This is a genomic window from Proteus sp. GOKU, assembly GCF_015475555.1.
GTDB classification, from domain to species: Bacteria; Pseudomonadota; Gammaproteobacteria; order Enterobacterales; family Enterobacteriaceae; genus Proteus; species Proteus mirabilis_B.
The window spans coordinates 4,001,691-4,027,935 of record NZ_CP034105.1 but is presented as its reverse complement, the minus strand read 5'-3'; the positions used below and the strand labels follow the sequence as shown (position 1 = coordinate 4,027,935).

At 39.0% G+C, this 26,245-nt stretch carries 23 protein-coding genes, 1 tRNA gene and 1 pseudogene; 17 read left to right on the top strand and 8 right to left on the bottom strand.

What is annotated here, in order from left to right; genetic code table 11:
• Positions 1–162 precede the first annotated feature (162 nt).
• The 4 genes from umoB (at position 163) to pckA (ending at position 5,491) form a co-directional block, all read left to right on the top strand.
• Positions 163–2,271, top strand: coding sequence for a flagellar biogenesis regulator UmoB (gene umoB / locus EHE21_RS18375; RefSeq protein WP_088494210.1), 2,109 nt, complete (start codon positions 163–165; stop codon positions 2,269–2,271).
• Positions 2,272–2,342: 71 nt separating this feature from the next.
• A complete protein-coding gene (gene hslR, locus EHE21_RS18370) occupies positions 2,343–2,756 on the top strand; it encodes a ribosome-associated heat shock protein Hsp15 (protein WP_194951483.1) in 414 nt (137 codons plus the stop codon).
• A 26-nt stretch (positions 2,757–2,782) separates the two neighbouring features.
• Complete coding sequence (gene hslO / locus EHE21_RS18365) at positions 2,783–3,667, top strand: Hsp33 family molecular chaperone HslO (RefSeq protein WP_194951482.1); 885 nt, start codon at positions 2,783–2,785, stop codon at positions 3,665–3,667.
• A gap of 204 nt (positions 3,668–3,871) precedes the next feature.
• Positions 3,872–5,491 (top strand): phosphoenolpyruvate carboxykinase (ATP), encoded by a 1,620-nt coding sequence (gene pckA / locus EHE21_RS18360; RefSeq protein ID WP_088494213.1) that lies wholly within the window; start codon positions 3,872–3,874, stop codon positions 5,489–5,491.
• A 204-nt stretch (positions 5,492–5,695) separates the two neighbouring features.
• On the opposite strand, the gene EHE21_RS18355 is transcribed toward pckA, so the two are convergent.
• Positions 5,696–6,397, bottom strand: a complete 702-nt coding sequence (locus EHE21_RS18355) for a pirin family protein (protein WP_194951481.1) — start codon at positions 6,395–6,397, stop codon at positions 5,696–5,698.
• Between the two features lie 603 nt (positions 6,398–7,000).
• Positions 7,001–8,215, bottom strand: a complete 1,215-nt coding sequence (locus EHE21_RS18350; RefSeq protein ID WP_194951480.1) for an NAD(P)/FAD-dependent oxidoreductase — start codon at positions 8,213–8,215, stop codon at positions 7,001–7,003.
• A gap of 309 nt (positions 8,216–8,524) precedes the next feature.
• Between EHE21_RS18350 and pitA the strand changes: the two genes are divergently transcribed.
• Entirely contained in the window at positions 8,525–10,024 is a 1,500-nt protein-coding gene (gene pitA, locus EHE21_RS18345; protein WP_088494216.1) for an inorganic phosphate transporter PitA, read from the top strand.
• A 67-nt stretch (positions 10,025–10,091) separates the two neighbouring features.
• Here pitA and uspB read toward each other — a convergent pair whose 3' ends face one another.
• On the bottom strand, positions 10,092–10,424 hold the full coding sequence (gene uspB / locus EHE21_RS18340) for a universal stress protein UspB (RefSeq protein ID WP_075672586.1): 333 nt from the start codon (positions 10,422–10,424) through the stop codon (positions 10,092–10,094).
• 406 nt (positions 10,425–10,830) lie between these two features.
• Between uspB and uspA the strand changes: the two genes are divergently transcribed.
• Together uspA and gdhA are read left to right on the top strand one after the other, a co-directional pair.
• Positions 10,831–11,262 carry a universal stress protein UspA gene (gene uspA, locus EHE21_RS18335; protein WP_023583131.1) on the top strand — a complete coding sequence of 144 codons (432 nt, stop codon included), beginning with the start codon at positions 10,831–10,833 and terminating at the stop codon, positions 11,260–11,262.
• 255 nt (positions 11,263–11,517) lie between these two features.
• Positions 11,518–12,858, top strand: a complete 1,341-nt coding sequence (gene gdhA, locus EHE21_RS18330; protein ID WP_075672585.1) for an NADP-specific glutamate dehydrogenase — start codon at positions 11,518–11,520, stop codon at positions 12,856–12,858.
• 76 nt (positions 12,859–12,934) lie between these two features.
• On the opposite strand, the gene rsmJ is transcribed toward gdhA, so the two are convergent.
• Together rsmJ and prlC are read right to left on the bottom strand one after the other, a co-directional pair.
• Positions 12,935–13,681, bottom strand: a complete 747-nt coding sequence (gene rsmJ / locus EHE21_RS18325; RefSeq protein WP_194951479.1) for a 16S rRNA (guanine(1516)-N(2))-methyltransferase RsmJ — start codon at positions 13,679–13,681, stop codon at positions 12,935–12,937.
• A 3-nt stretch (positions 13,682–13,684) separates the two neighbouring features.
• Entirely contained in the window at positions 13,685–15,727 is a 2,043-nt protein-coding gene (gene prlC, locus EHE21_RS18320; RefSeq protein ID WP_194951478.1) for an oligopeptidase A, read from the bottom strand.
• A gap of 241 nt (positions 15,728–15,968) precedes the next feature.
• Here prlC and EHE21_RS18315 point away from each other — a divergent pair.
• Together EHE21_RS18315 and EHE21_RS18310 are read left to right on the top strand one after the other, a co-directional pair.
• Positions 15,969–16,063: transfer RNA gene (locus EHE21_RS18315), tRNA-Sec, on the top strand.
• A gap of 169 nt (positions 16,064–16,232) precedes the next feature.
• Positions 16,233–16,640, top strand: a pseudogene (locus tag EHE21_RS18310) (virulence RhuM family protein); the annotation flags it as partial.
• Between the two features lie 196 nt (positions 16,641–16,836).
• Here EHE21_RS18310 and EHE21_RS18305 read toward each other — a convergent pair.
• Both EHE21_RS18305 and yajD read right to left on the bottom strand, forming a co-directional pair.
• The gene (locus tag EHE21_RS18305; protein WP_194951477.1) at positions 16,837–17,199 is read right to left on the bottom strand and encodes a YibL family ribosome-associated protein; all 363 of its coding nucleotides are present in this window, start codon (positions 17,197–17,199) and stop codon (positions 16,837–16,839) included.
• Positions 17,200–17,310: 111 nt separating this feature from the next.
• The gene (yajD, locus tag EHE21_RS18300) at positions 17,311–17,658 is read right to left on the bottom strand and encodes an HNH nuclease YajD (RefSeq protein WP_006534437.1); all 348 of its coding nucleotides are present in this window, start codon (positions 17,656–17,658) and stop codon (positions 17,311–17,313) included.
• 185 nt (positions 17,659–17,843) lie between these two features.
• Here yajD and EHE21_RS18295 point away from each other — a divergent pair, with 185 nt between their 5' ends.
• Entirely contained in the window at positions 17,844–18,377 is a 534-nt protein-coding gene (locus EHE21_RS18295; protein ID WP_194951476.1) for a DUF2058 domain-containing protein, read from the top strand.
• 101 nt (positions 18,378–18,478) lie between these two features.
• Positions 18,479–18,961, top strand: a complete 483-nt coding sequence (locus EHE21_RS18290; RefSeq protein WP_194951475.1) for a cold-shock protein — start codon at positions 18,479–18,481, stop codon at positions 18,959–18,961.
• Positions 18,962–18,971: 10 nt separating this feature from the next.
• Here EHE21_RS18290 and EHE21_RS18285 read toward each other — a convergent pair whose 3' ends face one another.
• Positions 18,972–19,688, bottom strand: a complete 717-nt coding sequence (locus EHE21_RS18285; protein ID WP_194951474.1) for an RluA family pseudouridine synthase — start codon at positions 19,686–19,688, stop codon at positions 18,972–18,974.
• Between the two features lie 124 nt (positions 19,689–19,812).
• On the opposite strand from EHE21_RS18285, the gene EHE21_RS18280 reads away from it, so the two are divergent.
• From EHE21_RS18280 to kduD, 6 genes are all read left to right on the top strand, one after another.
• Positions 19,813–20,058, top strand: coding sequence for a DUF2543 family protein (locus EHE21_RS18280; RefSeq protein WP_088494225.1), 246 nt, complete (start codon positions 19,813–19,815; stop codon positions 20,056–20,058).
• Between the two features lie 197 nt (positions 20,059–20,255).
• Positions 20,256–20,996, top strand: a complete 741-nt coding sequence (locus tag EHE21_RS18275) for a MurR/RpiR family transcriptional regulator (protein ID WP_098941581.1) — start codon at positions 20,256–20,258, stop codon at positions 20,994–20,996.
• Between the two features lie 335 nt (positions 20,997–21,331).
• The gene (locus EHE21_RS18270; protein ID WP_088494227.1) at positions 21,332–22,888 is read left to right on the top strand and encodes a PTS transporter subunit EIIC; all 1,557 of its coding nucleotides are present in this window, start codon (positions 21,332–21,334) and stop codon (positions 22,886–22,888) included.
• An 11-nt stretch (positions 22,889–22,899) separates the two neighbouring features.
• Positions 22,900–24,270 carry a class-II fumarase/aspartase family protein gene (locus tag EHE21_RS18265; RefSeq protein WP_194952725.1) on the top strand — a complete coding sequence of 457 codons (1,371 nt, stop codon included), beginning with the start codon at positions 22,900–22,902 and terminating at the stop codon, positions 24,268–24,270.
• Positions 24,271–24,520: 250 nt separating this feature from the next.
• Positions 24,521–25,357, top strand: coding sequence for a 5-dehydro-4-deoxy-D-glucuronate isomerase (gene kduI, locus EHE21_RS18260; protein WP_166540459.1), 837 nt, complete (start codon positions 24,521–24,523; stop codon positions 25,355–25,357).
• Between the two features lie 83 nt (positions 25,358–25,440).
• Positions 25,441–26,202, top strand: a complete 762-nt coding sequence (gene kduD / locus EHE21_RS18255; protein WP_088494230.1) for a 2-dehydro-3-deoxy-D-gluconate 5-dehydrogenase KduD — start codon at positions 25,441–25,443, stop codon at positions 26,200–26,202.
• The last annotated feature ends 43 nt before the right edge of the window (positions 26,203–26,245 follow it).

Sequence of the window (26,245 nt, the reverse complement as noted above, 5' to 3'; positions counted from 1 at the left end):
TATAAACTTGATAAGAGATATAAATTATAACGCGACAGCAAAAATATAATCTATTGTATTTAAATAAAAAATAGAACAAAAGAATAGGAATTGCCTTATGTTAGGCAGGGTTTTAAATTTGTTATTGTTACTACGCAGCATCAGTATAAGCATGGGGAAAAAATGAGATTATCAGTCATTATATTGGCTATCTTGATGATAAGCCTATTTATAATGGCCGCCTTTCTATTCTTTAAAAGAAGGCGGCTTGATGGCTCACATCATCTCCCATCCCTCGCTAAACCTACTTATCGCAAGCTCACTTCTGATGACTATGGGCTTATTAGTGATTATTTATCTTATTTTGGTACCTCTGATTTCTCTTCTGGCTATTCATTACAAAACTTCCCCGAGATGCCAGTTAAAGGCGAAGTCGTTACTACATTAAGAAATATCGTTAATCGCTTTGCGGGTTCTAGTGAAGGATTAAATCATTGGCGTTACTATATTGATGCTGTTGAAATTCATATTCCCCCACTGCTTGTTCCTTATCTTCAGCAAGAAAACGTTCTTGATGTTGTCTGCACCCCCTCGATCCCCATCGTTGTGGGTGTGAATGGTCATTTCTTAAAAGATGAAAAAATTCATTTTTCTGCTTTAAGTTTAAAGCAGCTTTCTGAGCCAATATTGGCAAATGGTTCATCAACAATTCAAAAGAATGAAGGTGATGCGGCTCACTTATTACAAATCCGAGAAGAAACAAACGAAGAATATCGATTACATAACTCATCTGGTTTTTGGGATGGTTCTTTTATTTGTATAGGGTTTACGTTGTGCCTAACAGCCTTAATGATGCCTCAAGTTTTTCTTCCTTGGATCCTAGCGACCGGTAGTGCTTTTCTTGCTATTGGTGTTTTTCTGATCCACAACCCTTTGATCAAACCTCGTAAACAAGAAATCCACTGCTTTAAAGGACGTTTAAAGCGCTGGGGGCTTTTTGGTAACTTTGATCATGGGCAGGTAAAAAATGTTTCTTTAGGGGGGATTGATCTCATTTATCCGCCTCATTGGGAGCCTTACATTCAAAGCGATATTGATAAGGTGACTTATTTAGAAATGTACCCAAGTCATCATGTTGTAAAGCAAGGAAATTACCTTTCATTGCATGATGAAGAAAAAAATTATCCATATAAACGCTATATTAAAAATATTATCTTCGTTTTCTGGAGCCTGTTTATTATTGGCATGTTGTATCTCTATCAGCCTCTTTCTCTTTCAATGAAGCTCAGTTTTTCATGGCTTAAAGATACAGAACCTCACTTAGTCACCAATTTTACCGAGTTGGAAACAACTGATTTGCATGTCGGAGATATTATTCAAGCGAAAGGGGTTGGGATGTGTTATATGCCACCTAATTTATCAAGTAAGAATAATAAAACGATTTTTGCACCTTTTGATTGTTCGGGAATTTACTGGAATAACAGTAATCCAATGCCAATGCCTGAATCGAGCACGATAGAAAAAGCCGCTGCTTTATTGCATATGGTTGAAGAGCAATTACATCCTGTTTCTAATAACCGAGTTAACCCAAGTTTAGGGCAAGCTATTACTAAATCAGGGATGAACCTATTAGATAATTTTGATGGCATTGTGTTGAAAACACAGGATTTATGCCCAAGAGAAAACGAGTGTATTCGCCTTAAAATGGCGCTAGTAAACTTAAGTAATGTCAATGATTGGGCTGCATTAGTTCAACGAGCTGAAAGTGGTAAATTAACTGGAACCAATGTTTTATTGCGTGCAGTAAGTGCTGAGGCCTTGGAAAAGCTTATCGACACCACCACATCTTCTTTTATCTACCGAGAAATAGATAAAGCCGCAATACTGTTAAACAGTCCTCCACCGGGGGGGGTGCTGTTAATCAGTGATGAAAGAAAACAGCTTGTTGATTACGCTTCAAGTTCAAACTCTGTGTTTGAACCTACTCCGTTAGAACAGTGGCGAGAACTACAACGTTTATCCGATATTTTATTGCATACACCTTTTGATACAGGTGGAGTAATAACGGGCATGGTTGTCGATGCGAATGGTACGCTACAGATATTTTTACATAGCCTGCCTGATTCGATGACGATGTTATATTACATCGGGAATACGTTATTATTGTTTATCGCTATTGGGTTCTTAATATTGAACCTATTTCTTATCATCCGGCGTCGGCGACAAAATAACCAACGCATGAATAAAATCAGTCTCTACTATGAGCACTGTTTTTATCGCCCTCCTCAGTAAGTCCCTTGTTGTGGAAGGCTATGTGTTTACACTATCGCCTTCATAAAGAAGTTGAAGTTAAGGAGAAAGGGATGAGTCAACCATCGCAAGAAAGTGGCGTCCGTTTAGATAAATGGCTTTGGGCTGCACGTTTCTATAAAACGCGCGCAATCGCTCGCACAATGATTGAAGGCGGCAAAGTTCACTACAATGGTGTGAGAGGCAAGCCAAGTAAAATCGTTGAAGAGGGTGCTGAAATACGCCTACGACAAGGTAATGATGAACGGACAGTAACCATTCTTATGGTAAGTTCACAGCGACAAGGTGCTACGCAAGCACAAGCACTTTATTGTGAAACACCAGAGAGTATTGCTAAAAGAGAAAAAATTGCTCTAGCAAGAAAAATGAATGCGTTAACAATGCCTCATCCTGAACGTCGTCCCGATAAAAAGGAAAGACGCACCTTACTTCGCTTAAAACAGACAAATTTACAAGAATCGGATTAACCGATTCCCTGAAATGAGAGAAAATCATGTCTAAAAAAGACTCTTTATCACGTTTTTTATTTGAAAAAAACGCGGTACGTGGCGAATTGGTCAATGTGACTGAAACCTATCAATCAATGCTTGAAAATCACCATTATCCTGAGCCAGTTCAACACCTTCTGGGGGATTTGCTGGTGGCTACCAGTTTGTTAACAGCTACGCTTAAATTTGAAGGCGATATTACGGTTCAAATACAAGGTGATGGTCCTGTGCGACTGGCAGTGATCAATGGAAATAACAATCAACAAATGCGTGGTGTTGCGCGTATTGGGGATGATGTTAAAGCAGGTAGTAGCTTAAAAGAGATGATCGGGAATGGTTTTATGGTCATCACGGTAACACCTGAGAAAGGTGAACGTTATCAAGGGATTGTTGCTCTTGATGGCGAAACTATCGAAGCCTGTATTGATAACTACTTTAAGCAATCAGAACAGTTACCTACACGCGTATTCATTCGCAGTGGTACGCAAGCAGGCAAACCAGCCGCAGCGGGTATGTTATTACAAGTATTGCCAGCATCAGAAGAGTTCACCGCAGAACATACGGCTGAGCATTTTGAATTGCTCACACAGTTAACACATACAATCAAGGCTGAAGAGCTATTTACGCTAGATACTAAAGAGATCTTACATCGCTTATATCACGAAGAAGATGTCACTCTTTATGATCCTCAAGTTGTTGAATTCCATTGCACTTGTTCGCGAGAACGTTGTGAAAATACATTAGTAACATTGTCGAAAGAAGATGTGAATCACCTGTTGCAAGAACAGGGAAATATTGATATGGAATGCGAATATTGTGGAACACATTACATCTTCACAGAGAATGATATTAATAATATCAATAAGTTGGATGGGTCTGAATTGCACTGATTCGATTTAGCAAGACCATTTTATCCAAAGGACGCTATTTTGCGTCCTTTTTTATTCAACAATATTTCTTTAGTTTTGTGCATTAGCTCTCGTTCTTAACATAAAAAAATTATAAATTTTCAAAATATTGATAACAATCGCTGTTAATTACTCGTAACACCTTAATATTATTCGTAGAAAGGTCTATTTATCAGGAGCGAAACTATGAGCGTTAAAGGTCTTACCCCTAAGGATCTCCAGCAGTACGGTATTAAGGACACGAGTGAAATCATTTATAACCCAAGCTACGAGCTGTTATTTAATGAAGAAACCAAGCCTGGATTAACAGGTTACGAGCGAGGCACTCTAACCTCGTTAGGCGCTATTGCCGTTGATACAGGTATATTTACTGGACGTTCTCCGAAAGATAAATACATTGTTCGTGATGATGTTACTCGTGACACCGTATGGTGGGCTGATCAGGGTAAAGGTAAGAACGATAATAAGCCACTTTCACAAGAAGTGTGGGCTGACTTAAAATCGTTAGTTACTAATCAGCTATCAGGCAAACGTTTGTTTGTTGTCGATGCGTTTTGTGGTGCGAATGCGGATACACGTTTAAAAGTGCGTTTTATCACAGAAGTTGCTTGGCAAGCGCATTTTGTTAAAAATATGTTTATTCGTCCTGAACAAGAAGAGCTGGAAAATTTCACACCAGACTTTATTGTGATGAACGGAGCGAAATGTACAAATCCAAATTGGAAGGCACAAGGTCTGAATTCAGAGAACTTCGTTGCTTTCAATTTAACTGAACGCATTCAGTTAATTGGTGGTACTTGGTACGGCGGCGAGATGAAGAAAGGTATGTTCTCTATGATGAACTACTTCCTTCCTCTTAAAGGTATGGCTTCTATGCACTGCTCCGCAAACGTTGGCGAAAGTGGTGATGTTGCTATTTTCTTTGGCCTATCTGGTACAGGTAAAACAACTCTTTCAACAGATCCTAAGCGTAAGCTAATTGGTGATGATGAACATGGTTGGGATGATGACGGTGTGTTTAACTTTGAGGGTGGCTGTTACGCAAAAACAATCCACTTATCCAAAGAAGCTGAACCCGATATCTATGGTGCAATTAAACGCGATGCACTATTAGAAAACGTGGTTGTGTTATCTGACGGCTCTGTTGATTTCGATGATGGCTCAAAAACAGAAAATACCCGTGTTTCTTATCCTATTTATCATATCGACAATATCGTTAAACCCGTTTCCAAAGCAGGTCACGCTAAGAAAGTCATTTTCTTAACAGCGGATGCTTTTGGTGTGTTACCTCCTGTTTCACGTTTAACACCAGAACAGACGCAATACCACTTTTTATCAGGTTTCACTGCTAAACTTGCGGGAACTGAACGTGGTGTGACAGAACCAACGCCAACATTCTCTGCTTGTTTTGGTGCAGCATTCTTATCTTTGCATCCAACACAGTACGCTGAAGTATTGGTAAAACGTATGCAAGCATCTGGTGCAAAAGCCTACTTGGTTAATACAGGTTGGAACGGTACAGGTAAGCGTATTTCAATTAAAGATACACGTGCGATTATTGATGCCATCTTAAATGGTGATATTGATAAAGCACCGATGAAAACATTACCAGTGTTTGATTTAGAGATCCCAACAGCATTGCCTGGTGTTAACAGCGAAATCTTAGATCCTCGTGATACTTATGCTGATAAAACACAATGGGATACTAAAGCAGACGATCTTGCCGATCGCTTTGTGAAAAACTTCGATAAATATACAGATACCCCAGCAGGTCAAGCGTTGACTAAAGTTGGGCCAAAACGTTAATTTTTATTAGTATAAAAACATGGTATGAATAAAAACATAGCGTGAATAAAAACACCAAACTCATAGGATGTGATTTTGGTGTTTTTTTATTTTTGAGATTTTTGAGAAAAAAAATCCCTGAAATGCGAGAAGATTTCAGGGAATAGAAAAATAAAGTGAAATAGTTTATTAGAGAAAAAGTGGCTTTAGAGGGTGATAGCCCAACTATGCTGTTACAGGAGGTAAGTCAAACAGTAAGATTTCACTATCTTCATCACCAACGAAACGGATCATATCTTCATTAGCAATTGCTACACCATCACTGGTGGTCGCAATAATGTCATTAATCGTTATTTTACCTTTCACAACTTGTAGCCAAACATGGCGACCCGCTTCGGCTTGATATTGTGCTTCTTCACCTTTTTTCAGATTCCAGCGCCATAAGGTCATATCTTGGAAGACTTTTAAAGAGCCATCACGGGCATCTGGCGATAAAATGAGCTGTTTGCTTACTGTCGTATCAAAACGGCGTTGATCGTAACGTGGTGTGATACCGACGGTATTTGGCATAATCCAAATCTGGTAAAAATGCAGTCCTTTATCACTATTCGGATTATATTCTGAGTGAGTAATACCTGTACCTGCACTCATTATTTGAAACTCACCAGCCGGGACATTTTCTTTATTACCCATGCTGTCTTTATGCTCGATATTACCTTCAAGCACATAGGTTAAAATTTCCATATCTTTATGTGGGTGAGTACCAAATCCTTCACCGGGTATGACGCGATCTTCATTAATAACTCGTAGTGCAGAAAATCCCATAAAATCACGATCGTAATAATTTGCGAAAGAGAAGGTATGCCAGCTATCTAGCCAACCATGATTAGCGTGTCCTCTTTCACTTGCTTTGCGTAGATAAATCATAATGTGTTTCCTTCTCTGAAGTTGTTGAACACAGTTTACTCAATAGCGCAAAGTAAAAAAGCGGAGGAATTTAACCTGAGAATTCAAATAATTTGAATAAGAGGAAACAAAAACATCGAATAAGTTCTAGAAAAGAAAAAGCCAGCACCCGGCTGGCTAAAGTAAAACACTGGAAGCAATGTGAGCAATGTCGTTCTTTCATATGACCCTGAAGGTGGTGCATCTGAAAGTGTTATTGATGATAATAGTTCTCAGTATCATTTGTAAAGTCCTTTTTTTAAGCAAATTAGAAAAAAGAGTCAAAAAAGTCATAACTCACTGATTAACGAGTTATTTTATTTTAATAATTTTTTAAAACATTAATATAACCAAATAGTTAACAATATTCTTTATAGGGTCATTTATAGGAAAAAGAAGAGAAAATGCGGCATAAAACCAGAAAAAAGGAAAGGGTATAAGGTATTTTGGATCTCTACCAAGAAATACAAGAAGAAAAAGCCATCACTGATTGATGATGGCTGGTTTTTATTATGTATGACTTATAAGTTTAAAGAATTATAAAACTAATATTTATAACTTTAACATTTACAGATTTATTCATTATTACTCAACAAAAGTCGATTTGGATGTTGAGATAAGGCTCTGCGCACAGGCATAAGCTGAACTCCACGCCCACTGAAAGTTATATCCACCTAACCAACCCGTCACATCAACCACTTCTCCAATAAAATAGAGCCCTTTTACTTTTGTGGCTTCCATTGTTTTAGAGGATAGGGTTCGAGTATCTACGCCTCCTAGCGTGACTTCTGCGGTACGATATCCCTCAGTACCATTGGGTTGAACTTGCCATTCTTGTAGTAACGTTGCAATTTGCGTAATACGTTCATTACTAAGTTGAGTCAGAGAAATATCAGGTAACTGTTTGTTTTCTATTATTATTTCAATAAATCGCTTTGGTAATAAGCGAGAAAGCGTATTTTTTAATGATTGATTCGGATGCTCTTGACGTTTTTCTTGTAGAAAGCTTTCAAGATCAGTATTTGGAAGTAAGTTAATACTTACATACTCACCTGGTTGCCAATAATTAGAGATTTGCAAAATAGCCGGTCCTGAAAGGCCACGGTGAGTAAAAAGAATGTTCTCTTTAAAACTCGTCCCATTCTTTGCCGTCACAATAGCAGGTATAGCCACGCCAGATAGCTGGCTTAGTTGCTCAAGTTGAGGTTTATGCAATGTAAAAGGAACCAATCCTGCACGTGTTGGTAAAACTGGAAGCCCAAATTGCTCTGCAACTTTATAGCCAAAAGGAGTGGCACCTAAACCGGGCATAGAAAGTCCGCCACTGGCAATAACCACCGAAGGCGTCGTAATAGTTTTTCCATCAACAAAAACAGCAAAGCCTACATCTGTTTTCTCTATTTGCGTGACTTCGCTACGTAAGCGAACACTTACTTTCCCTTTTTGGCATTCAGTGAGTAATAAATCAACAATTTGTTGTGCTGAATCATCACAAAATAGCTGCCCTAGCGTTTTTTCATGGTAGGCAATGTTATGTTTTTGCACTAACTCAATAAAATCCCATTGTGTATAGCGAGCAAGTGCTGACTTACAGAAATGTGGATTCTCTGATAAGTATGCCGAAGGTTCGATATACATATTGGTGAAATTACAACGCCCACCACCTGACATTAGAATTTTACGGCCTGCTTTTTTACCATTATCAAGGACTAAAACAGATAATCCTGCTTGTCCTGCTAAAGACGCACAAAAAAGCCCCGCGGCACCTGCACCTATAATTACTGTATCGTATGATCCCACAATGATGTCTCGTTCTTGGTTTTCTCTGACTACTTAATCAATGATTTTCGCGTAAGATCAGAGTGTTTTTGTAAAATTATATGGAGAAATCTGCATTTTTCACCTAAATTCTTATTAGCAAGGAAAAAAATTGTCAGAAATTTACTTTTTTTTTATTTTTATTAATTAAATGATATATAAGGAATTATCTTAAAAAGGCTCTGATTTTCTTGGTTATCAAATCAAAAAAAGGTTAAATTTCGCTTCCACCGTTCGCATTTGTCGCTGATAATGCGCCGCGTTCATGTCCAACTAACTGGCTTAACGTCTATGCTACATTTGTTTACTGACCTAGAATTTCATACAGGTTTAATGTTGGTTTTAGCACTGTTATTTGTGCTATTTTATGAAGCTATTAACGGCTTCCATGATACCGCAAATGCGGTAGCAACTGTTATCTATACTCGTGCTATGCGTGCGCAATTTGCGGTCGTGATGGCGGGTGTATTTAACTTCCTTGGAGTTTTGCTCGGTGGATTGAGCGTAGCTTATGCTATCGTTCACTTGTTACCGACAGATCTTCTGCTGAATGTGAGCTCGGCTCATGGCCTTGCCATGGTCTTCTCGTTGCTGTTAGCCGCCATTATCTGGAACTTAGGTACATGGTATTTCGGTATTCCAGCATCAAGTTCACATACGCTGATAGGTGCTATCATTGGTATTGGTTTAACAAATGCTATCGTGACAGATTCGTCTATCGTTGACGCATTAAACATACCAAAAATGATCAGTATCTTCCTATCTCTCATTCTTTCACCAATTATCGGCTTGGTTATTGCAGGCGCGATGATTTTCTTACTGCGCCGTTACTGGAGTGGTACGAAAAAACGTCGTCGTATTCACCTGACACCAGCTGAACGTGAGAAGCAAGATGGTAAGCGTAAGCCACCATTTTGGACTCGTACTGCACTGATTTTATCTGCAGTTGGGGTAAGTTTCTCTCATGGTGCAAATGATGGGCAGAAAGGTATCGGTCTTATCATGTTGGTATTAATTGGCGTGGCGCCTGCGGGCTTTGTCGTCAATATGAGTGCGAGCGGATACGATATCACCAAAACTCATGATGCAGTTGTACACTTACAACAATATTATGAGAAACACCAGCCAGCACTACAACATGCTATTGAGAATACACCAGTAGTACCAGCACAAGCTGATGCTAGTGATACAGATTTCCATTGTAATAGCGCAAGAACGCCAGTTGTTCTGAATCAAACAGAACAGATGCTTGCAAATATTAGCTCTTATGATGAGCTAACAGCAGACCAGCGTGCTCAAATGCGTCGATTACTTATGTGTATCGCTGATACCGCAACAGAAGTGGCTAAATTACCAGAAACTAGCGCCCAAGATGCACGGTTCTTAAAAACATTGAGTCGTGACCTGCTAAACACAGTGGAATATGCTCCGATTTGGATCATTATCGCAGTGGCATTAGCGCTCTCTATCGGGACAATGGTAGGTTGGAAACGCGTTGCAGTAACAATTGGTGAGAAGATTGGTAAAAAAGGTATGACTTACGCTCAAGGGGTTTCTGCTCAGGTAACAGCAGCAGTTTCCATTGGTGTAGCAAGTTATACGGGTATGCCTGTATCAACAACACAAGTTTTATCATCTGCAGTTGCAGGTACCATGATTGTTGATGGTGGTGGTGTTCAAACGAAGACAGTGAAAAATATTGCACTGGCTTGGATCTTAACATTACCAGTTAGCATTGGTTTATCAGGTTTACTTTATTGGATATCACTGACATTTATTGTGAATAGCTGATAACAGTAACTTACCCAAGTTTGTTTATAAACGGTGACTTTTAGTCACCGTTTTTTTGTTTTTGTCGCTACCAGAAAAGCATCGCAATTAAACTTGCGACAGCCAAAATACAAAAACGGCTAACAAGATAAAATTGCCGATAAATTCGTTCGCAACGCATAATAACTTCAGGATTATGATGGTTGATGTATTGGCGTTGGTTAATATAGCGGATAAGTCGTAACTGTTTTGAAAATTGCCCATGCATAGTAAAAAATCCATTGCCATCTACCGATTGGTAAAGCAAAGGATCAGATTGGCGCAATATGGTGAGTAATACCCGAATAGATGAGAAATAACGCACCATATTAATTAGGCAAAGAATACAGAGTGCCCAAAAGACAACAATGACATTAAACATAATCCCCTCCCTAGAATAATAGATTCTGAGATGAGAAAACCTTTACCAACAAAGGTTACTTTTTTCTCTAATTTAAGTTTAGGCGAAATTAAGCAATAAACAAAAGTGACTTTTTCAAGTTGTTTCCTTTTTCAGAAAAAAAGATAAAAAATAACTCTAAAAGGGTGTTTTTGTTGTTTTTTATACTCAATTCTCATTATTATGATGATATTGTCGGTGAATGACATCGTGCTAATCTAAAATGGTGTATATTGTTATTTATCGATAGATGCTTTCTTGATGAATTTGACATAAGTTGTGATCAAGACGACATCTAACTTTCATCTTAAAACGTTATATTTAATACATAGGATTTAGGCTTAACCGCCTTTCCAACCGATTAATCAGCTTATGGAAGGAGTTCACGATGGCTTATAAGCATATTCTAGTGGCAGTTGATTTATCCCCTGAGAGTAACGTCTTAGTACAGAAAGCTGTATCTATGGCAAAACCCTATAATGCCAAAGTTTCCTTAATTCACGTTGATGTTAACTACTCTGATCTTTATACCGGTCTAATTGATGTCAACCTCGGTGATATGCAACAACGTATTACTGATGAAACCCGTAACGCGTTAAAAGATCTCTCTGATAAATCAGGTTATGAAATTCAGGAAACCCTGAGTGGTAGCGGTGATTTAGGTCAAGTTCTGGTTGATGCGATTAAGAAATACGATATGGATTTAGTCGTTTGTGGCCATCACCAAGACTTCTGGAGCAAATTGATGTCATCAGCACGCCAACTAATTAATACTGTGCATGTTGATATGCTAATTGTTCCTCTGAAAGATGACGAATAATAATCGCTTGCTTGTTTAAGCAAAAAAAATGCCTGCTTATGCAGGTATTTTTTTGCCTAAAATTCCCATTTTTCCTGCTGTTAAATAGAGTCAATCTTTTTTTTTTGTCTAATTATGAAAAAAATGTCTTGAAGTGTGAATGCATTTTAATGATATATTCAAGAAGCAAAACAACATCAACCTCACAAAACCCAAAAATATTCCGAATAAATGAGGTTATGCCAACATCACATTACACAAAAAAGGAATAGCTGAATGAATATATCTGGCTCATTATCTTCGTTTTTAGAAGGGGTAGAAAAATATAACGCTCATCAGCCTGAGTATCATCAGGCGGTTCGTGAAGTTTTTACCACTTTGTGGCCTTTTTTAGAGAAAAATCCACAATATCGTGAACAATCATTACTTGAGCGCTTAGTTGAGCCTGAACGTATTATTCAGTTTCGCGTCTGTTGGTTAGATGATAAAGGGCAAGTGCAAGTTAACCGTGCATGGCGTATCCAATTTAACTCAGCCATTGGTCCTTACAAAGGTGGTATGCGTTTTCACCCATCAGTGAACCTTTCTATCCTAAAATTCTTAGGTTTTGAGCAAACATTTAAAAATGCATTAACTACATTGCCGATGGGAGGAGCCAAAGGGGGCTCTGATTTTAACCCTAAAGGCAAAAGCCATGGGGAAGTGATGCGTTTTTGTCAGGCATTAATGACTGAACTTTATCGCCATTTAGGCGCTAATACGGATGTTCCTGCCGGTGATATTGGTGTGGGTGCACGAGAAGTTGGCTTTATGGCAGGAATGATGAAAAAGCTGTCTAATAGCAATGAATGCGTCTTTACAGGTAAAGGCCTTTCATTCGGTGGTAGTTTAATCCGCCCAGAGGCTACTGGATACGGCTTAGTTTACTTTACTAATGCGATGCTTAAACGTCATGGTATGTCTCTTGAGGGAATGCGTGTGGCGGTTTCCGGTGCAGGTAATGTTGCGCAGTTCACTATCGAAAAATGTTTAGAGTTAGGTGCAAAAGTCATAACCGCATCAGATTCAGGTGGCACTGTAGTTGATGAAGCCGGATTTACGACTGAAAAATTAGCTCGTCTCACTGAAATTAAAAATAATTACGGTCGTGTTGAAGAGTACGCAAAAGAATTTGGTTTAACGTATCTTGAAGGGCAACAACCTTGGGCTGTTCCTGTTGATATTGCTTTGCCTTGTGCAACACAAAATGAATTAGATTTAGAAGCAGCTAAGGTTCTTATCAAAAATGGTGTTAAAGCTGTTGCTGAAGGTGCGAATATGCCAACAACGATTGCAGCAACAGATGCCTTTATCGAAGCTGGTGTCCTTTTTGCACCAGGTAAAGCGGCTAATGCGGGTGGTGTTGCAACCTCTGGTTTAGAGATGGCGCAGAATGCGGCACGTTTAAGCTGGAAGGCAGAGAAAGTGGATGCTCGCTTACATCACATCATGTTAGATATTCACCATGCTTGTGTTAATTACGGTGGTGAAGGTAAGCAGACTAATTATATTCAAGGCGCAAACATTGCAGGCTTTGTTAAAGTCGCTGATGCAATGCTGGCGCAAGGCGTACTGTAAATTTCACCTATTCTGAACGGGTGTTAAACACCCGTCAGATTTCAAACCTATTTATTTTTTCCTAATGTGTAAGTGGTTACACACAAGGATAAATATCAAAACGGTGATTTTTGGTTGTTACATTGGCATGTGCAGGCTGATTATTTAATGGCTCTGCATAATCGGGTCGTTTTACGACGACACGCTTTTTCGCCAAAGTCATTGCAGGTTCGAGTAATGCATCTGCATCTTCATCAGCACCCACTAAAGACTGAAACACTCGCATCTCTTTTTTGACTAATGCGCTTTTCGCCTTATGTGGATACATCGGATCAAGATAGACGACATCAGGGGGAGGCGTGATCTCAGCCAGTGCTTGGGCTGAAGAGGCATGAATTAACGTCATTCTCTCTTGCATCCATTCGCCAATATCCGCATCAAGATAGGCTCGCTTTAGGCCATCTTCAAGTAATGCAGCAACGACGGGATGGCGCTCTACCATTCTAACTTTGCAACCAATAGACGCTAATACAAATGCATCTCGACCAAGTCCTGCTGTCGCATCAACAACATCGGGTAGATAGTCTTTTTTGATCCCAACAGCTTTTGCCACCGCCTCACCTCGACCACCGCCAAATTTACGACGATGTGCCATTGTACCCTCTACAAAATCCACATAGATGCCACCTAATTTAGGTTCGTCTTGTTTGCGTAATTCAAGGTGAGTAGGCGTTAACACTAAAGCCATGATCTGCGTTTCGTCGTGAACTAATCCCCAACGTTGCGCTAAATCAGATAAGGCGCTGTTATCAGCGCCTTCTTCACAAAGTAAACAGATATTCACATATCATCCTTTAATGCCGTAGCCTTTAAGCATAGCATCAAGTTTTGGCTCACGACCACGGAAGCGTTTGAACAGCTCCATTGGCTCTTCTGAACCACCACGAGTTAAAATATTATCAAGGAATGATTGACCCGTTTCGCGGTTAAAAATGCCTTCTTCAGAGAAGCGAGAGAAGGCATCAGCTGCCAGGACATCCGCCCATAAATAGCTGTAATAACCTGCGGCATAGCCACCGGCAAAGATATGGCTAAAGGCATGAGGAAAACGCGCCCACGGTGTTGAAGGAACAACAGAAACTTGCTCTTTCACACTAGTTAAGGTTTCCATTACACGAGCTCCCTTAGCGGGATCATATTCAGCATGTAAACGGAAATCAAACAGACCAAATTCTAATTGGCGTAATACAAACATTGCTGACTGATAATTTTTTGCTTTAAGCATATTATCAAGCATTGCCTGTGGTAATGGTTCGCCAGTTTCATAATGACCAGAAATAAAGGCTAACGCTTCTGGCTCCCAGCACCAGTTTTCCATAAATTGGCTTGGTAATTCAACGGCATCCCAAGGCACGCCATTAATACCTGCAACATCAGCGGTATCGATTTGCGTTAACATGTGGTGTAAGCCATGACCAAATTCATGGAACAGTGTGGTGACTTCATTATGAGTAAACAGTGCAGGTTTATCACCTACTGGCTTATTGAAGTTACAAGTGAGATAAGCAACAGGGTTTTGTAGCTTGCCATCTGCATGACGCATTCTTCCCATGCAATCATCCATCCAAGCACCGCCACGTTTGTGTTCACGCGCATATAAATCAAGATAGAAGCTACCACGTAAGGTATTGCTTTCATCATAAAGCTCAAAGAAACGGACATCATCATGCCAAGTGTCGATATCGTTACGCTCTTTGGCTGTTAAACCATAGATACGATGAACAACTTCAAATAAGCCACTTAGAGCACGTTGTTCAGGGAAGTAAGGACGTAGTTGCTCATCATCGATTGAGAATAGGTGTTGTTTCTGTTTTTCGCTGTAGTAAGCCAGATCCCATGACTCTAATTTATCAACGCCATAGTGTTCTTTTGCAAATTGAGTGAGTTCAGCTAACTCTTCTTCACCTTGCGGATGAGCACGTTGAGCTAAGTCAGTTAAAAAGCTAAGGACTTGCTCTGGAGATTCAGCCATTTTTGTAGCAAGTGATTTTTCAGCGTAATTTTTAAAACCAAGCAGTTGAGCAAGTTCGTGGCGTAGTGCGAGGATCTCGGCAATAATTTCGCTATTATCCCACTGACCTGCGTTTGGACCTTGATCCGAGGCACGCGTGCTATAAGCGATGCTCATCTCTTTTCTAAGTTCACGATTATCTGCATAGGTCATCACAGGAAGGTAGCTAGGCATATCAAGCGTTAACAGATAGCCGTCTTGCTCTTTAGATTGTGCGATAGCTTTTGCCGCATCAATAGCACTTTGAGGCATACCTGATAAATCTTCTACATCAGTAACTAATTTAGACCAACCCATTGTGGCATCTAATACATTATTACCGTATTTAGCACCTAACTCAGACATACGTGCGCTGATTTCACCAAAACGCTGTTGTTTCTCTTTTGGTAAACCGATACCTGATAATTCAAAGTCACGTAATGCGTTTTCAACCGCTTTTTTCTGTGGTTGAGTTAACGCATTAAAATCAGCACTTTCTTTAATTGATTTATAAGCTTGATATAAGCCTTCGTGCTGTCCCATCCATGTACTGAATTCAGATAGCAACGGTAAACTCTGCTCATACGCTTCACGTAGTTCAGCACAGTTTTTAACAGAATTTAAATGGCTAACAGGGGACCAAACACGAGAAAGTTTATCGCCTGCTTCTGCCAATGGTTGGCAAAGGTTATCCCAGTTAAATTGAGTATTATCAGCCAGTAATTTTTCAACTGTTTCACGATATGCGGTTAAAACTTCTTTTAGTGCAGGAACAACATGTTCTGGTTTGATAAGGGAAAATGCAGGTAATCCCGTTGTGCTAAGTAATGGATTTGACATAAAAAACATCCTGTATTTTGGTTTGCAGTGACGTAAAACACACCACTGAGTTTATTCGTTATAGATAGTAAGATGAGGATGAAACTGTATAAGTTCAATAGTATCGCGGTAATTATCGGAGGTTTTACTCAAAAACGGGATTATTTTATTTGAAAGGGGTTTTATTGATTTGATGCACTTGGGATTAAAAATAATTCAGCGTATAATCATCCCGTTATTTCCTTTTGACCCATTCAAAAATGGAAGATCATCGTCCCCGGTGGGGCGGCTGGACTTCAAATCCAGATGGGGCCGCCAGCGGTCCTTGGCAGGTTCGACTCCTGTGATCTTCCGCCACTTCTTGTTTTATCACTTCCCAATAAAGCCTCTTGTTATCTCTTTATCATATTGTTTTTTGGAAAAATAATAAGTTTATTATCTATTTACAGTCACCCTTATTTTTTGGATAAACATGGTATATTGTTACTCACGGTTTATTTATAACGTATAGAGTGGGGGCAGTGTAATGAGCGAAAATCTTCCTGAAGCACCACAGGGTGAATTTGTTTTATTTCGAAGTGAAGATGGTAAAACTCGCGTCGAATGCCGTTTTGAATCCGATACACTGTGGTTATCTCAATCATCAATTGCTGAGCTGTATGGAAAAGATGTTCGTACAATTAACGAGCACCTTGTTAATATTTTCTCTGAAGGAGAACTTGCTCAAAACGCAACCATCCGGAAATTCCGGATAGTTCGATTAGAGGGAAATCGTCAGGTTTCCAGAGAGATAGACCACTATAGTTTACCCGCCATTCTTGCTGTTGGTTACCGCGTCCGCTCTGTTCGCGGAACACAATTTCGTCAGTGGGCAACGCAAACGCTGGAGCAGTACTTGATCAAAGGGTTTGTGATGGAGGATGAAAGGCTGAAGGGGCAAGGGCGAATATTGCAGCGCTAAAAGACTTGCTGAAAGCAAGTAAGCAGAAGAAGTAGCTTTCAAGCTTTCGTGATACTTTACTTCCTAATCTTTTATCAGGATAACTGACGGTTCATAACAACGAAAAGTATATTAAGAACCTTTCAGTATTAGTCGATCATTACAGGTTTTAGTTGAGCTAATTATCTAACTAGAAATCAGTCTTAGAAAAACCGGTCATTCCCTCTAGACCCATTTCGCGGCCTAATGCCGTCATTGGATGGACAATTACCAAGCCTCGCACAGCTTTCTTCAGCTTACCAATATCAGCTTGTTCTTTCTTAGTGATGAGGCGTTTGAATGGCATATTCTCTAATTTCTGTGCTTCTTTGCTTAGTTTATTGTTACGTACTGCCTTCAGACGAACAATTTCAGCTTCCAGCTCTACTTTTTCTTTCTCAAACTCTGCGTATTTTTCCGCTTCTTCCGTCAGTGAGATACTTGCCATTTTATGACTAATAAGGTCTAAACGGTCGCTAAGGAGTTTAATTTTTGCTTTTTCAATTTCTTTCATTATTAATTAACCGTGAACAAATTTCTTGTTGGCAAGTATACACCATTCTGTGTAAGAGCGTGAAAAGGGGAACCGATTGACTGCTTTACACCAAAGCAGACAATACCTTCACTATTTTTTCTTATTGAGCATCGACTTTAAATCAGCAAAAGGATTATAGGTTGCTGCTCCTACATCATCTTGTGCATCTTCACCGGCGACAACAGTTGTGCCGTATTGGTCTGCTTCTGTGTATTTAGAGTGTTCATGATCATGGCAAAACAGACACAATAACTCCCAGTTACTACCATCTTCTGGGTTATTGGTATGGTCGTGATCAATATGATGAACGGTTAGTTCACGTAAGTTTGAATAGACAAATTCACGCGCACAACGTCCACATACCCACGGGTAGATTTTCAGTGCTTTTTCACGGTAGCCACTTTCTAACCGTGCATAGTTTTTTGGGATCAGAGCCATTGTTAGTATTACCTGTTATAAGAGAAAGTTTGACGATAGTTTTTCCAATATACTCTGAATGTACGGATAGGTTCAAATCTCACAATGTCTATTTCCCCTAATAAAGTTCCAATCTTACAATCTAATGCACTCTTAGAAATTACAGGTATAATTTCAAAAATTATTTATCAGATTTAGGCATAAAAATGGCAAAACTTACCTTACAAGAGCAAATGTTAAAAGCAGGGCTTGTGACCAGTAAAAAAATGGCAAAAGTCCAAAGAACGGCAAAAAAATCACGCGTTCAGGCACGAGAAGCGAGAGAAGCCGTAGAAGAAAATAAAAAAGCTCAACTTGAGCGCGATAAATTGCTGAGTGAACAACAAAAACAAGCAACTTTATCGAAAGAGTATAAAGCGCAAGTTAAGCAACTTATTGAAATGAATAGAATTACACCAAAAAAAGGCGATATTGATTTTAACTTCACTGACAATAATGTGATTAAAAATATTGTGGTGGATAAACTGACGCAATCTCAATTGATTAGTGGACGTCTCGCTATTGCTCGTCTGGATAATGCAGATAAAACGGAATACGCAATTATTCCAGCCAGTGTTGCGGATAAAATTACACAAAGAGATGTGGATTGTATTTTGTTAAATAACGCACTTAGCGAGACAGAACAAGATGAAGACGATCCTTATGCTGATTTTAAAATCCCAGATGATTTGATGTGGTAATCAGTAAAGTAGCTTATTAGTTCAAAGGCATAGTCTGTATAAGCATTGTGCTTTATACTGCATCTGGAAATTTTTGTAGATAAACGATTAAGTAGGCGATAATGGCAATGAACGGAATAATCACAAAGTGGTTTGAAGATAAAGGTTTTGGATTTATTAAAGATGAAAACGGTGATAACCGTTATTTTCATGTGATTAAAGTTGCCAACCCTGCTTTGATAAAGACAGATGCAAATGTCACGTTTGAGCCAACTACAAATACCAAAGGCTTGTCTGCTTACGCGGTGAAAGTGATCCCAGACAGCAAATACGTTTATATTGCAGGTGAGCGAGTTAAACTGACCTCCATTAAATCATTTCGAATTTTTAGTGAAGATGTGTCCGCAGATACGCATATCAATAAAGAAAACACCGTACTTTCTGTTGGTACTTTAATGAATAGTATCAGACCAAAATCAGCGGATAACTCTAATAATATGCGCACGTTAAGAAAGCTTGCGATCACCACAATGCACGGAACAGAAATCGTTTTCACTGAAGATGAACTTGATATCGATGAAACAATAAAAGCACTTAAACTGTAATTATCGATTTTTAAAACGGACTCTTGCTGTGCGCTTTTATTGGCGCTTGGCTAATGGGGTGAACAAAATGAAGTTCACTCGCATGAAGCATCAGTCGCGGAGTCCGTTCAGTTCCTTCCATCACTTTAATGAAATCGCTATCGCATCCACCATATAAATCACAACCTAAAATAGGATGTCCTATAAACTGGCTGTGAATACGAAGTTGATGTGTCCTTCCTGTTTCAGGCACAAATTGTACCCGCGTTAAAGGCAATAACGTCCCATCTTCTAACGTATGATAAAAACGCTCAATAACGTGATAACGAGAGCGTGCAGGCTTGCCATTAATCGGGCAAATTGACATGCGTGGAAATAGAGCGGGATCTTTTGCAATTGGTGCATCAATTATGCCTTCATTATCATCCACATGCCCACACAGTAGTGCATGATATATTTTGGTTACACTGCGCTGGCTAAATTGCTGGCACAAAAGGGCATTGATTGCTTTATTGCGTGCCACAACCATCAATCCAGATGTACCAAAATCAAGTCGATGAACAAGAGTACATCCCGGAAATAGCTTCACTAATCGATAATGTACTGAGTCTCTATTTTGTGGATTTTTTCCTGATAAGCTCAATAATCCTGTCGGTTTATTGATAAGGACTAAGTGTTCGTCTTGATAAAGGATCTCGATTTCATCATGGCAAGGTGGAGCAATAAAAGTATCGATAATCGTAGACATCAGCTTATCCGCAAAAAAGAAGGAAGTGGATGATAGCGAATTTTAGGTCAACAGGCGAATGTAGAGATATACTCTTGGTAATTCGAATATGGTGAGTATAAACGTTAATCCTTGGGGACAACTTATGAACAATGAAATCCACTTTAAATATTATGATATGGTCGAAGAGTATGCGATGGAATCGACAGAGCCAGTTGCTGAAGCAGAAGAAGATGCGCTTGCTCTCTACTTCCAGTTGCTACTTACTCGATTAATGAATAACGAAGAAATTAGTGAGAACGCACAGCAAGAGATGGCAAAAGAAGCGGGTATTGATAAAAAACGCATTGATGATATCGCCATGTTTCTTAATCGCTGGGGTAACGAATAACACGCATTGAGCTCATTAAAAAATGGGCTCAATATTATCCTAATTCACAAAATACTACTCTGCTCCTACATAACTGTATGATTTAACGTATACTCGTTATGCACTTTATTTCACATAAACTCGCAAAAAGAACAGAACTGCTTTTTTGATGCGTGCTGTTTTCATAAGATGTTTTAGATTAATTTATTGGGTGAGATATGCTGGATTTTTTAAAAAATTATGACAATTTAACCATCAGCGAAAAGAAAGTATTAAAATATCTCACCGATAATATTGCGGATATTCCGTATTTAAATATTAATGATTTAGTCGCTAAAACCTTTGTATCAAAAACGGTTATCATTAATTTATCGCAAAAGTTAGGATTTAGTGGATTTAAAGAGCTTAAATTCCAAATTAATAATTATATTCTGACGAGAAATAAAGTCGAAAAAACTAATGCAGCATCTTATAAAAAACAATTAGAAAAAAACATTCATAAAACATTTACCTTAATTAATGAAGAACAAATTCAGGAGTGCGCGAAAACCTTACGCCATTCTAGAAATATTTTTATTGTCGCAAGAGGTACGAGCAAAGCGGTAGGGTATTACCTTGAGCATCTATTGTTTGCATTAGGTCTACATTGCTTTTTTATTAATGATTACAACTTATCTGATTCGTTTACACGTCTTGTTAATGAAGACGACACAGTTATCTTTATCTCTCTTTCTGGTGGGACTAAAAAAATCATCGAGACAGCAAAAATTGTGCAGTTAAAAGATGCCAATATCATTAGTATGACGGCATTTAATACCAATGAATTAACCACTTATGCAACTCATGCTCTATTTTGTTTTGCTGATAATCATGATACTAAAAAAGATGATACTAAATCCCGTATTGGCTTTTTTATGCTGGTGGATTTACTGATTAATGAGCTGGAAAATCTACTTTAAAAAGAGATAACAGTGCCTATATTTCATTACTAAATACTCTTTTTAATGATTAAAGCGTGAATAGTATTAATATATCTCGTCAGATTAATCATCGTTTATTCTAAAATAGCCTTTCTTTTCAATCTTACTTCCAAGTCCTAAAATAAATATTATTTAATAGAATAAAATGATTTATTCACTGTTCTTTATTAAGTCGATAATTAATAAAAAGACCTAAGTCATAAAGTATGACCTGAGATAATATTTAAAACCAGCGCGTCATTCATTTCCTATAATCCCTAAGATAGAGTACCTCGGTAATTCTTTTATATTCGAGAAGTCATAAGGAAAAAAATATGGCCAGGAAAAAGTTCAGCGAATCTATTCAGCGCTTTGGTAGAACCCTACTTCTACCTATCGGCGTATTGGCACCTATTGGTATGATCTTAGGGATCAGTGGTGCTTTAGTTCAGTCTTATATGATTGCACGCTTTCCTTTCTTAGGAAATGAAACAGTTAATGCTCTATTAGTCAGTATCCGTACTATTGCAGGCGTAGTGTTTGACAATATTCCACTCTTATTTGCAATGGGTGTGGCATATGGTATGAGCCACAAAGATAAGGGGATCGCGGTCTTTGCCTCCGTTGTCGGCTATTTAACCTTGATAAGTACTATCAATATCTGGTTGGTATTGACAGGAAAACTTGCTGATCCTGCGATTATGACGCAGGTGGGGCAAATCAAGGTGCTTGGTATACAAACCATGAATATCAGTGCCGCAGGGGGGATTATCACAGGATTAATCGCCGCATGGGCAACAGATAAATTCTATAACCTTGAATTACCGACTGCATTTGCCTTCTTCTCAGGGAAAAAATCTGTCGCCATTATTATGGTCGGGTTGATGATCTGTGTAGGTGCATTACTGCCATTTATTTGGGAAGTATTAGTGATGGGCTTAACTAAGCTCTCGGCTGTCTTCTTAAGTCCTGTCGGACCTTTCTTTACCGCAGGTGGTGAGCGTCTATTTATTCCATTTGGTTTACACCACGTCTGGAACGTTCTGTTTAGATTTACCGAAGCCGGTGGTTCTTATGTGATTGATGGACAAACCTATGTGGGCGTTGTTCCAGCAATGACAGAAGTGTTATTTAACCAAGGGCCAAGCAGTGAATATTGGGCAATGATGCCAAGCCTGACACGTTTTATGGCTCAGCAACAAATGTTGGTGACGCTGTTCTTATTCCCGGCGATTGCATTAGCGATTTATAAAACCTCGAAAAAAGAGAACCGTGCTGAAGTTAAATCAATGCTGGTGACGATGGTCTTAACTGCAATGTTAGGTAACGTTACCGAACCGCTTGAATTTACCTTTGTCTTTATCGCACCGTTACTTTATTTAATTTACGCGATTATCGTGGGTATTGGTGCAGTTCTGCTCTCTTTTGCAGGTGTTGCGATCGGTTATATCCGAGGCACAGTCTTTGACTTCACTATCTTTGGTTTACTGTACGAACACACGAACTGGATCTTCTTAGTGCTGATTGGTAGTGCGCTTGCTGTTGTGACCTACTTCATTTTTTACTGGGCTATCGTCAAATTCGATATCAAAACACCGGGTAGAGAAGAATCAAGCAATATGAAAAATACGTTAATCAAAGAAAAGCGTTATGGCGAAATTGCAGAGATTTTAATCCAAGCGTTAGGTGGCAAACAAAATATTCGTAATGTTGATAACTGTATTACACGACTACGTATCGACATTAATGAAGTTAATCAAATAGATAAAGAATTAATGTTGGAGTCTGGATGTACAGCATTCTTCTTTCCGGCAGCAAACCATGTCCATGTCGTTTATGGCCCTAAAGTCGAATTTGTTCGCAATGCTGTTGATGAAGCAATGAAGAAATAAAAGGATACATGATGAGAGCGTTATACGATTCTAAAAGTAAAACAATCGACGATCGCGGTATAAAAAATCTGCTGTCCAATGAAGCTAAATATTCAACTTGGTTGATGTTTGAAGCAATGTTAGCGCAAGCACAAGCTGAACACGGTTTTATTCCACAGTCTGCCGCTGATGAAATTAAAGAAAAGGCGATTATTGAGAATATCGATTTCGAAGAGATGAACCGTATTTATCAAAAAATCGGTCATGGCTTTGTGCCTTTCTTAAAAGTACTGGTGAATGCATGCTCTGAAGAGAGCGGTAAATATGTGCATTACGGCATTACTACGCAAAACATACAGCAAAGTTCACAGCTGTATATGATGAAAACAGTACACGATAAGTTCATGTTATTGTTGAGCGAAATTATTGAAAACTTGTCAAATCTCGCTGAAAAAACAAAACATATGGTAATGGCAGGTAGAACACACGGTCGTCATGCTATTCCTATTACTTACGGATATAAAGTTTCAGTGTGGATCAGCGATTTTATTGATTGCTACCAGCGCATGAAAGAGAGTGAGAAACGTGTATTCACCATTATGATGGGTGGCGCAGTAGGTGCTTTTAACTCAATGCCTGAAGTGGGAATGAAAGTACAAAAACGCGTTGCTGAATTAGTGGGTATGCAAGCAATGGAAGTCCCATCACGTAACCTAAGTACGCATAAATTAGAGTACATGATGAACTTGGCACTGATGGCAAATATCTGCCATAAAATTGGTGAAGAAGTTTATAGCACCACATTAGAGGAAATTGCTGAGGTTTCTGAAGGGTTTACAAAAGGCACTGTGGGTAGTAGCACGATGCCTCATAAAATTAATCCAAAATTGGCGAAAGGTATTATTGCTAACTCACAGAAACTGTACTCGTTACCTAATGTTGGTATGTACTCTGCGGTAAGACCTTATGAAGGTGACAGCAGTTCTTATATGTTATTCGATGGCTTAATTGAAGAAGCATTAGAATTAACAACAGAAATCTTATTAAGAACGGAAGAGCTTTCAAGAACCATCGTTCCTCATGAAGAGAGAATGCTACATAACGTGATGAGAAATAAGGGTTTAGATAATACCGAATACGTTATGATGAAAATGGCAGAAAAATTAGGTAAAGATAAAGCGCATTCACTGTTATATGAAGAAGCCATTAAAACGGCTGCAGACGGTGAAGATTTTTATACTAACCTGATGAAGAATGAAACTATTACTGCGGCCTTTAATGCTGATGAAATTAAGGCAATGCTTGATCCTCGTTCTTATATCGGTTTATCCGTTGAACTTGCTGAGAAAGAAGCGAAACGTGGATTAGCGATTTCTAAAGAAATTAAACAGAGCTATAAATAAAGTCATCAAGTATCCATAAATAAGTCTTTATCAGTTATATCAGGAGCCACTCTATTGAGTGGCTCTTTTTTATTTAAGAGGTAAAAAAATGCCTTTTCCTATAAAAAGAACGATATGTTCAAAAAAATAAAACAATGTTTTATATTTTTATTGATGGTTGTGTTTTTTATTGATATCGTGTCCCTATAAAAGTGATGCATTTTCACACATTATCATTAATGCCTATCAAGGCTAGGAATTGAGGTTCATTATGCAAACTCGTCAAAGCATTCATAGCGACCATGCCAAACAACTAGATACAGAAGGCCTGCGCCGCGAGTTTCTGATAGAAGAAGTTTTTAGCCCTAATAAACTGACGATGACTTATAGTCATATTGATCGAATTGTATTTGGCGGAATTATGCCGGTGGACTCTACACTTACTTTTTCTAATGAGTTAGGTAAGTCTTTTGGTGTCACCTACTTCCTAGAGCGCCGTGAATTAGGCCTTATTAATATTGGTGGCGCAGGTGTGATTACGGTTGATGGCACAAATTATGAAGTGGGTAAAGCGGAAGCCCTTTATGTAGGAAAAGGCGCTCGCGATGTCAGCTTTAAGAGCGTTGACTCCGCTCATCCAGCTAAATTCTATTATAACAGCGCACCCGCACATACCACTTATCCAACACGTAAAATCACACAAGATCAGGCTTCTCCTGAAACATTAGGGGATGCAAGCACCAGTAATCGCCGTACTATTTATAAATACTTAGTTCCTAACGTATTACCGACCTGCCAATTAGTAATGGGTATGACCCAGCTAGAGGAAGGAAGTCTTTGGAATACCATGCCTTGCCATACACATGAACGCCGTATGGAAGTCTATTTCTATTTCAATATGAAAGAAGATGCAGCGGTATTCCATATGATGGGTAAACCAGATGAAACCCGCCATTTATTAGTTCACAACGAGCAAGCCATTATTTCACCAAGTTGGTCTATTCACGCAGGTGTTGGAACACAAGCTTATACCTTTATTTGGGGTATGGTGGGTGAGAATCAGGTCTTTAGCGATATGGACCACGTTGCGGTTCGCGATCTGCGCTAATCAGATAAATGTATTACTCATAATAAAGTAGCCACCAAGTATATGAATTGGTGGTACATATTTCCTATATTCGAGGTAATAGTATGATCCTGAATGCATTTGATCTGAAAGGTAAAGTCGCCATTGTAACTGGCTGTAATACAGGTTTAGGCCAAGGTATGGCATTGGGGCTTGCTCAAGCTGGTTGCGATATTGTGGGGATCAACCTTGTTGAACCGACAGAGACTATCGCTGAAGTAGAAGCACTTGGTCGTCGTTTTTTAAGTTTACAAGCTGATGTGAGTAAAACAAATGAGTTGCCGGGGCTGGTGGATAAAGCCGTCGCTCATTTCGGACATGTTGATATTTTAGTCAACAATGCCGGTATCATTCGTCGGGAAGATGCGATTAATTTTACAGAAAAAGATTGGGATGATGTTATGGATCTCAATATTAAAAGTCTCTTTTTCATGTCTCAAGCGGTGGCTAGAAAATTTATCGCTCAAGGCACTGGCGGTAAAATTATTAATATCGCATCAATGCTCTCATTCCAAGGTGGCATACGTGTGCCGTCTTATACCGCATCTAAAAGTGGCGTTATGGGCGTAACCCGTTTGTTAGCAAACGAATGGGCAAGTAAAGGCATTAACGTGAATGCTATCGCTCCGGGCTATATGGCAACAAATAACACTGCGGCTCTACGTGCTGATGAAGAGCGTAATGCGGCTATTTTAGAGCGTATTCCGGCTGAGCGTTGGGGCGTTCCAAGTGACATGATGGGGCCTGTTGTTTTCTTAGCATCTTCGGCTTCTGATTATGTTAATGGTTATACCATCGCAGTTGACGGTGGTTGGCTAGCGCGTTAATACGCTATTGTTGAAGAAGGCGCCCAAAGGCGCCTTTTTTCGT

Coding starts and splice junctions, on each gene's coding strand:
- umoB (WP_088494210.1), top strand. CDS start 163: ATGAGATTATCAGTCATTATATTGGCTATCTTGATGATAAGCCTATTT.
- hslR (WP_194951483.1), top strand. CDS start 2,343: ATGAGTCAACCATCGCAAGAAAGTGGCGTCCGTTTAGATAAATGGCTT.
- hslO (WP_194951482.1), top strand. CDS start 2,783: ATGTCTAAAAAAGACTCTTTATCACGTTTTTTATTTGAAAAAAACGCG.
- pckA (WP_088494213.1), top strand. CDS start 3,872: ATGAGCGTTAAAGGTCTTACCCCTAAGGATCTCCAGCAGTACGGTATT.
- EHE21_RS18355 (WP_194951481.1), bottom strand. CDS start 6,397: ATGATTTATCTACGCAAAGCAAGTGAAAGAGGACACGCTAATCATGGT.
- pitA (WP_088494216.1), top strand. CDS start 8,525: ATGCTACATTTGTTTACTGACCTAGAATTTCATACAGGTTTAATGTTG.
- uspB (WP_075672586.1), bottom strand. CDS start 10,424: ATGTTTAATGTCATTGTTGTCTTTTGGGCACTCTGTATTCTTTGCCTA.
- uspA (WP_023583131.1), top strand. CDS start 10,831: ATGGCTTATAAGCATATTCTAGTGGCAGTTGATTTATCCCCTGAGAGT.
- gdhA (WP_075672585.1), top strand. CDS start 11,518: ATGAATATATCTGGCTCATTATCTTCGTTTTTAGAAGGGGTAGAAAAA.
- prlC (WP_194951478.1), bottom strand. CDS start 15,727: ATGTCAAATCCATTACTTAGCACAACGGGATTACCTGCATTTTCCCTT.
- EHE21_RS18305 (WP_194951477.1), bottom strand. CDS start 17,199: ATGAAAGAAATTGAAAAAGCAAAAATTAAACTCCTTAGCGACCGTTTA.
- yajD (WP_006534437.1), bottom strand. CDS start 17,658: ATGGCTCTGATCCCAAAAAACTATGCACGGTTAGAAAGTGGCTACCGT.
- EHE21_RS18295 (WP_194951476.1), top strand. CDS start 17,844: ATGGCAAAACTTACCTTACAAGAGCAAATGTTAAAAGCAGGGCTTGTG.
- EHE21_RS18290 (WP_194951475.1), top strand. CDS start 18,479: ATGGCAATGAACGGAATAATCACAAAGTGGTTTGAAGATAAAGGTTTT.
- EHE21_RS18285 (WP_194951474.1), bottom strand. CDS start 19,688: ATGTCTACGATTATCGATACTTTTATTGCTCCACCTTGCCATGATGAA.
- EHE21_RS18280 (WP_088494225.1), top strand. CDS start 19,813: ATGAACAATGAAATCCACTTTAAATATTATGATATGGTCGAAGAGTAT.
- EHE21_RS18275 (WP_098941581.1), top strand. CDS start 20,256: ATGCTGGATTTTTTAAAAAATTATGACAATTTAACCATCAGCGAAAAG.
- EHE21_RS18270 (WP_088494227.1), top strand. CDS start 21,332: ATGGCCAGGAAAAAGTTCAGCGAATCTATTCAGCGCTTTGGTAGAACC.
- EHE21_RS18265 (WP_194952725.1), top strand. CDS start 22,900: ATGAGAGCGTTATACGATTCTAAAAGTAAAACAATCGACGATCGCGGT.
- kduI (WP_166540459.1), top strand. CDS start 24,521: ATGCAAACTCGTCAAAGCATTCATAGCGACCATGCCAAACAACTAGAT.
- kduD (WP_088494230.1), top strand. CDS start 25,441: ATGATCCTGAATGCATTTGATCTGAAAGGTAAAGTCGCCATTGTAACT.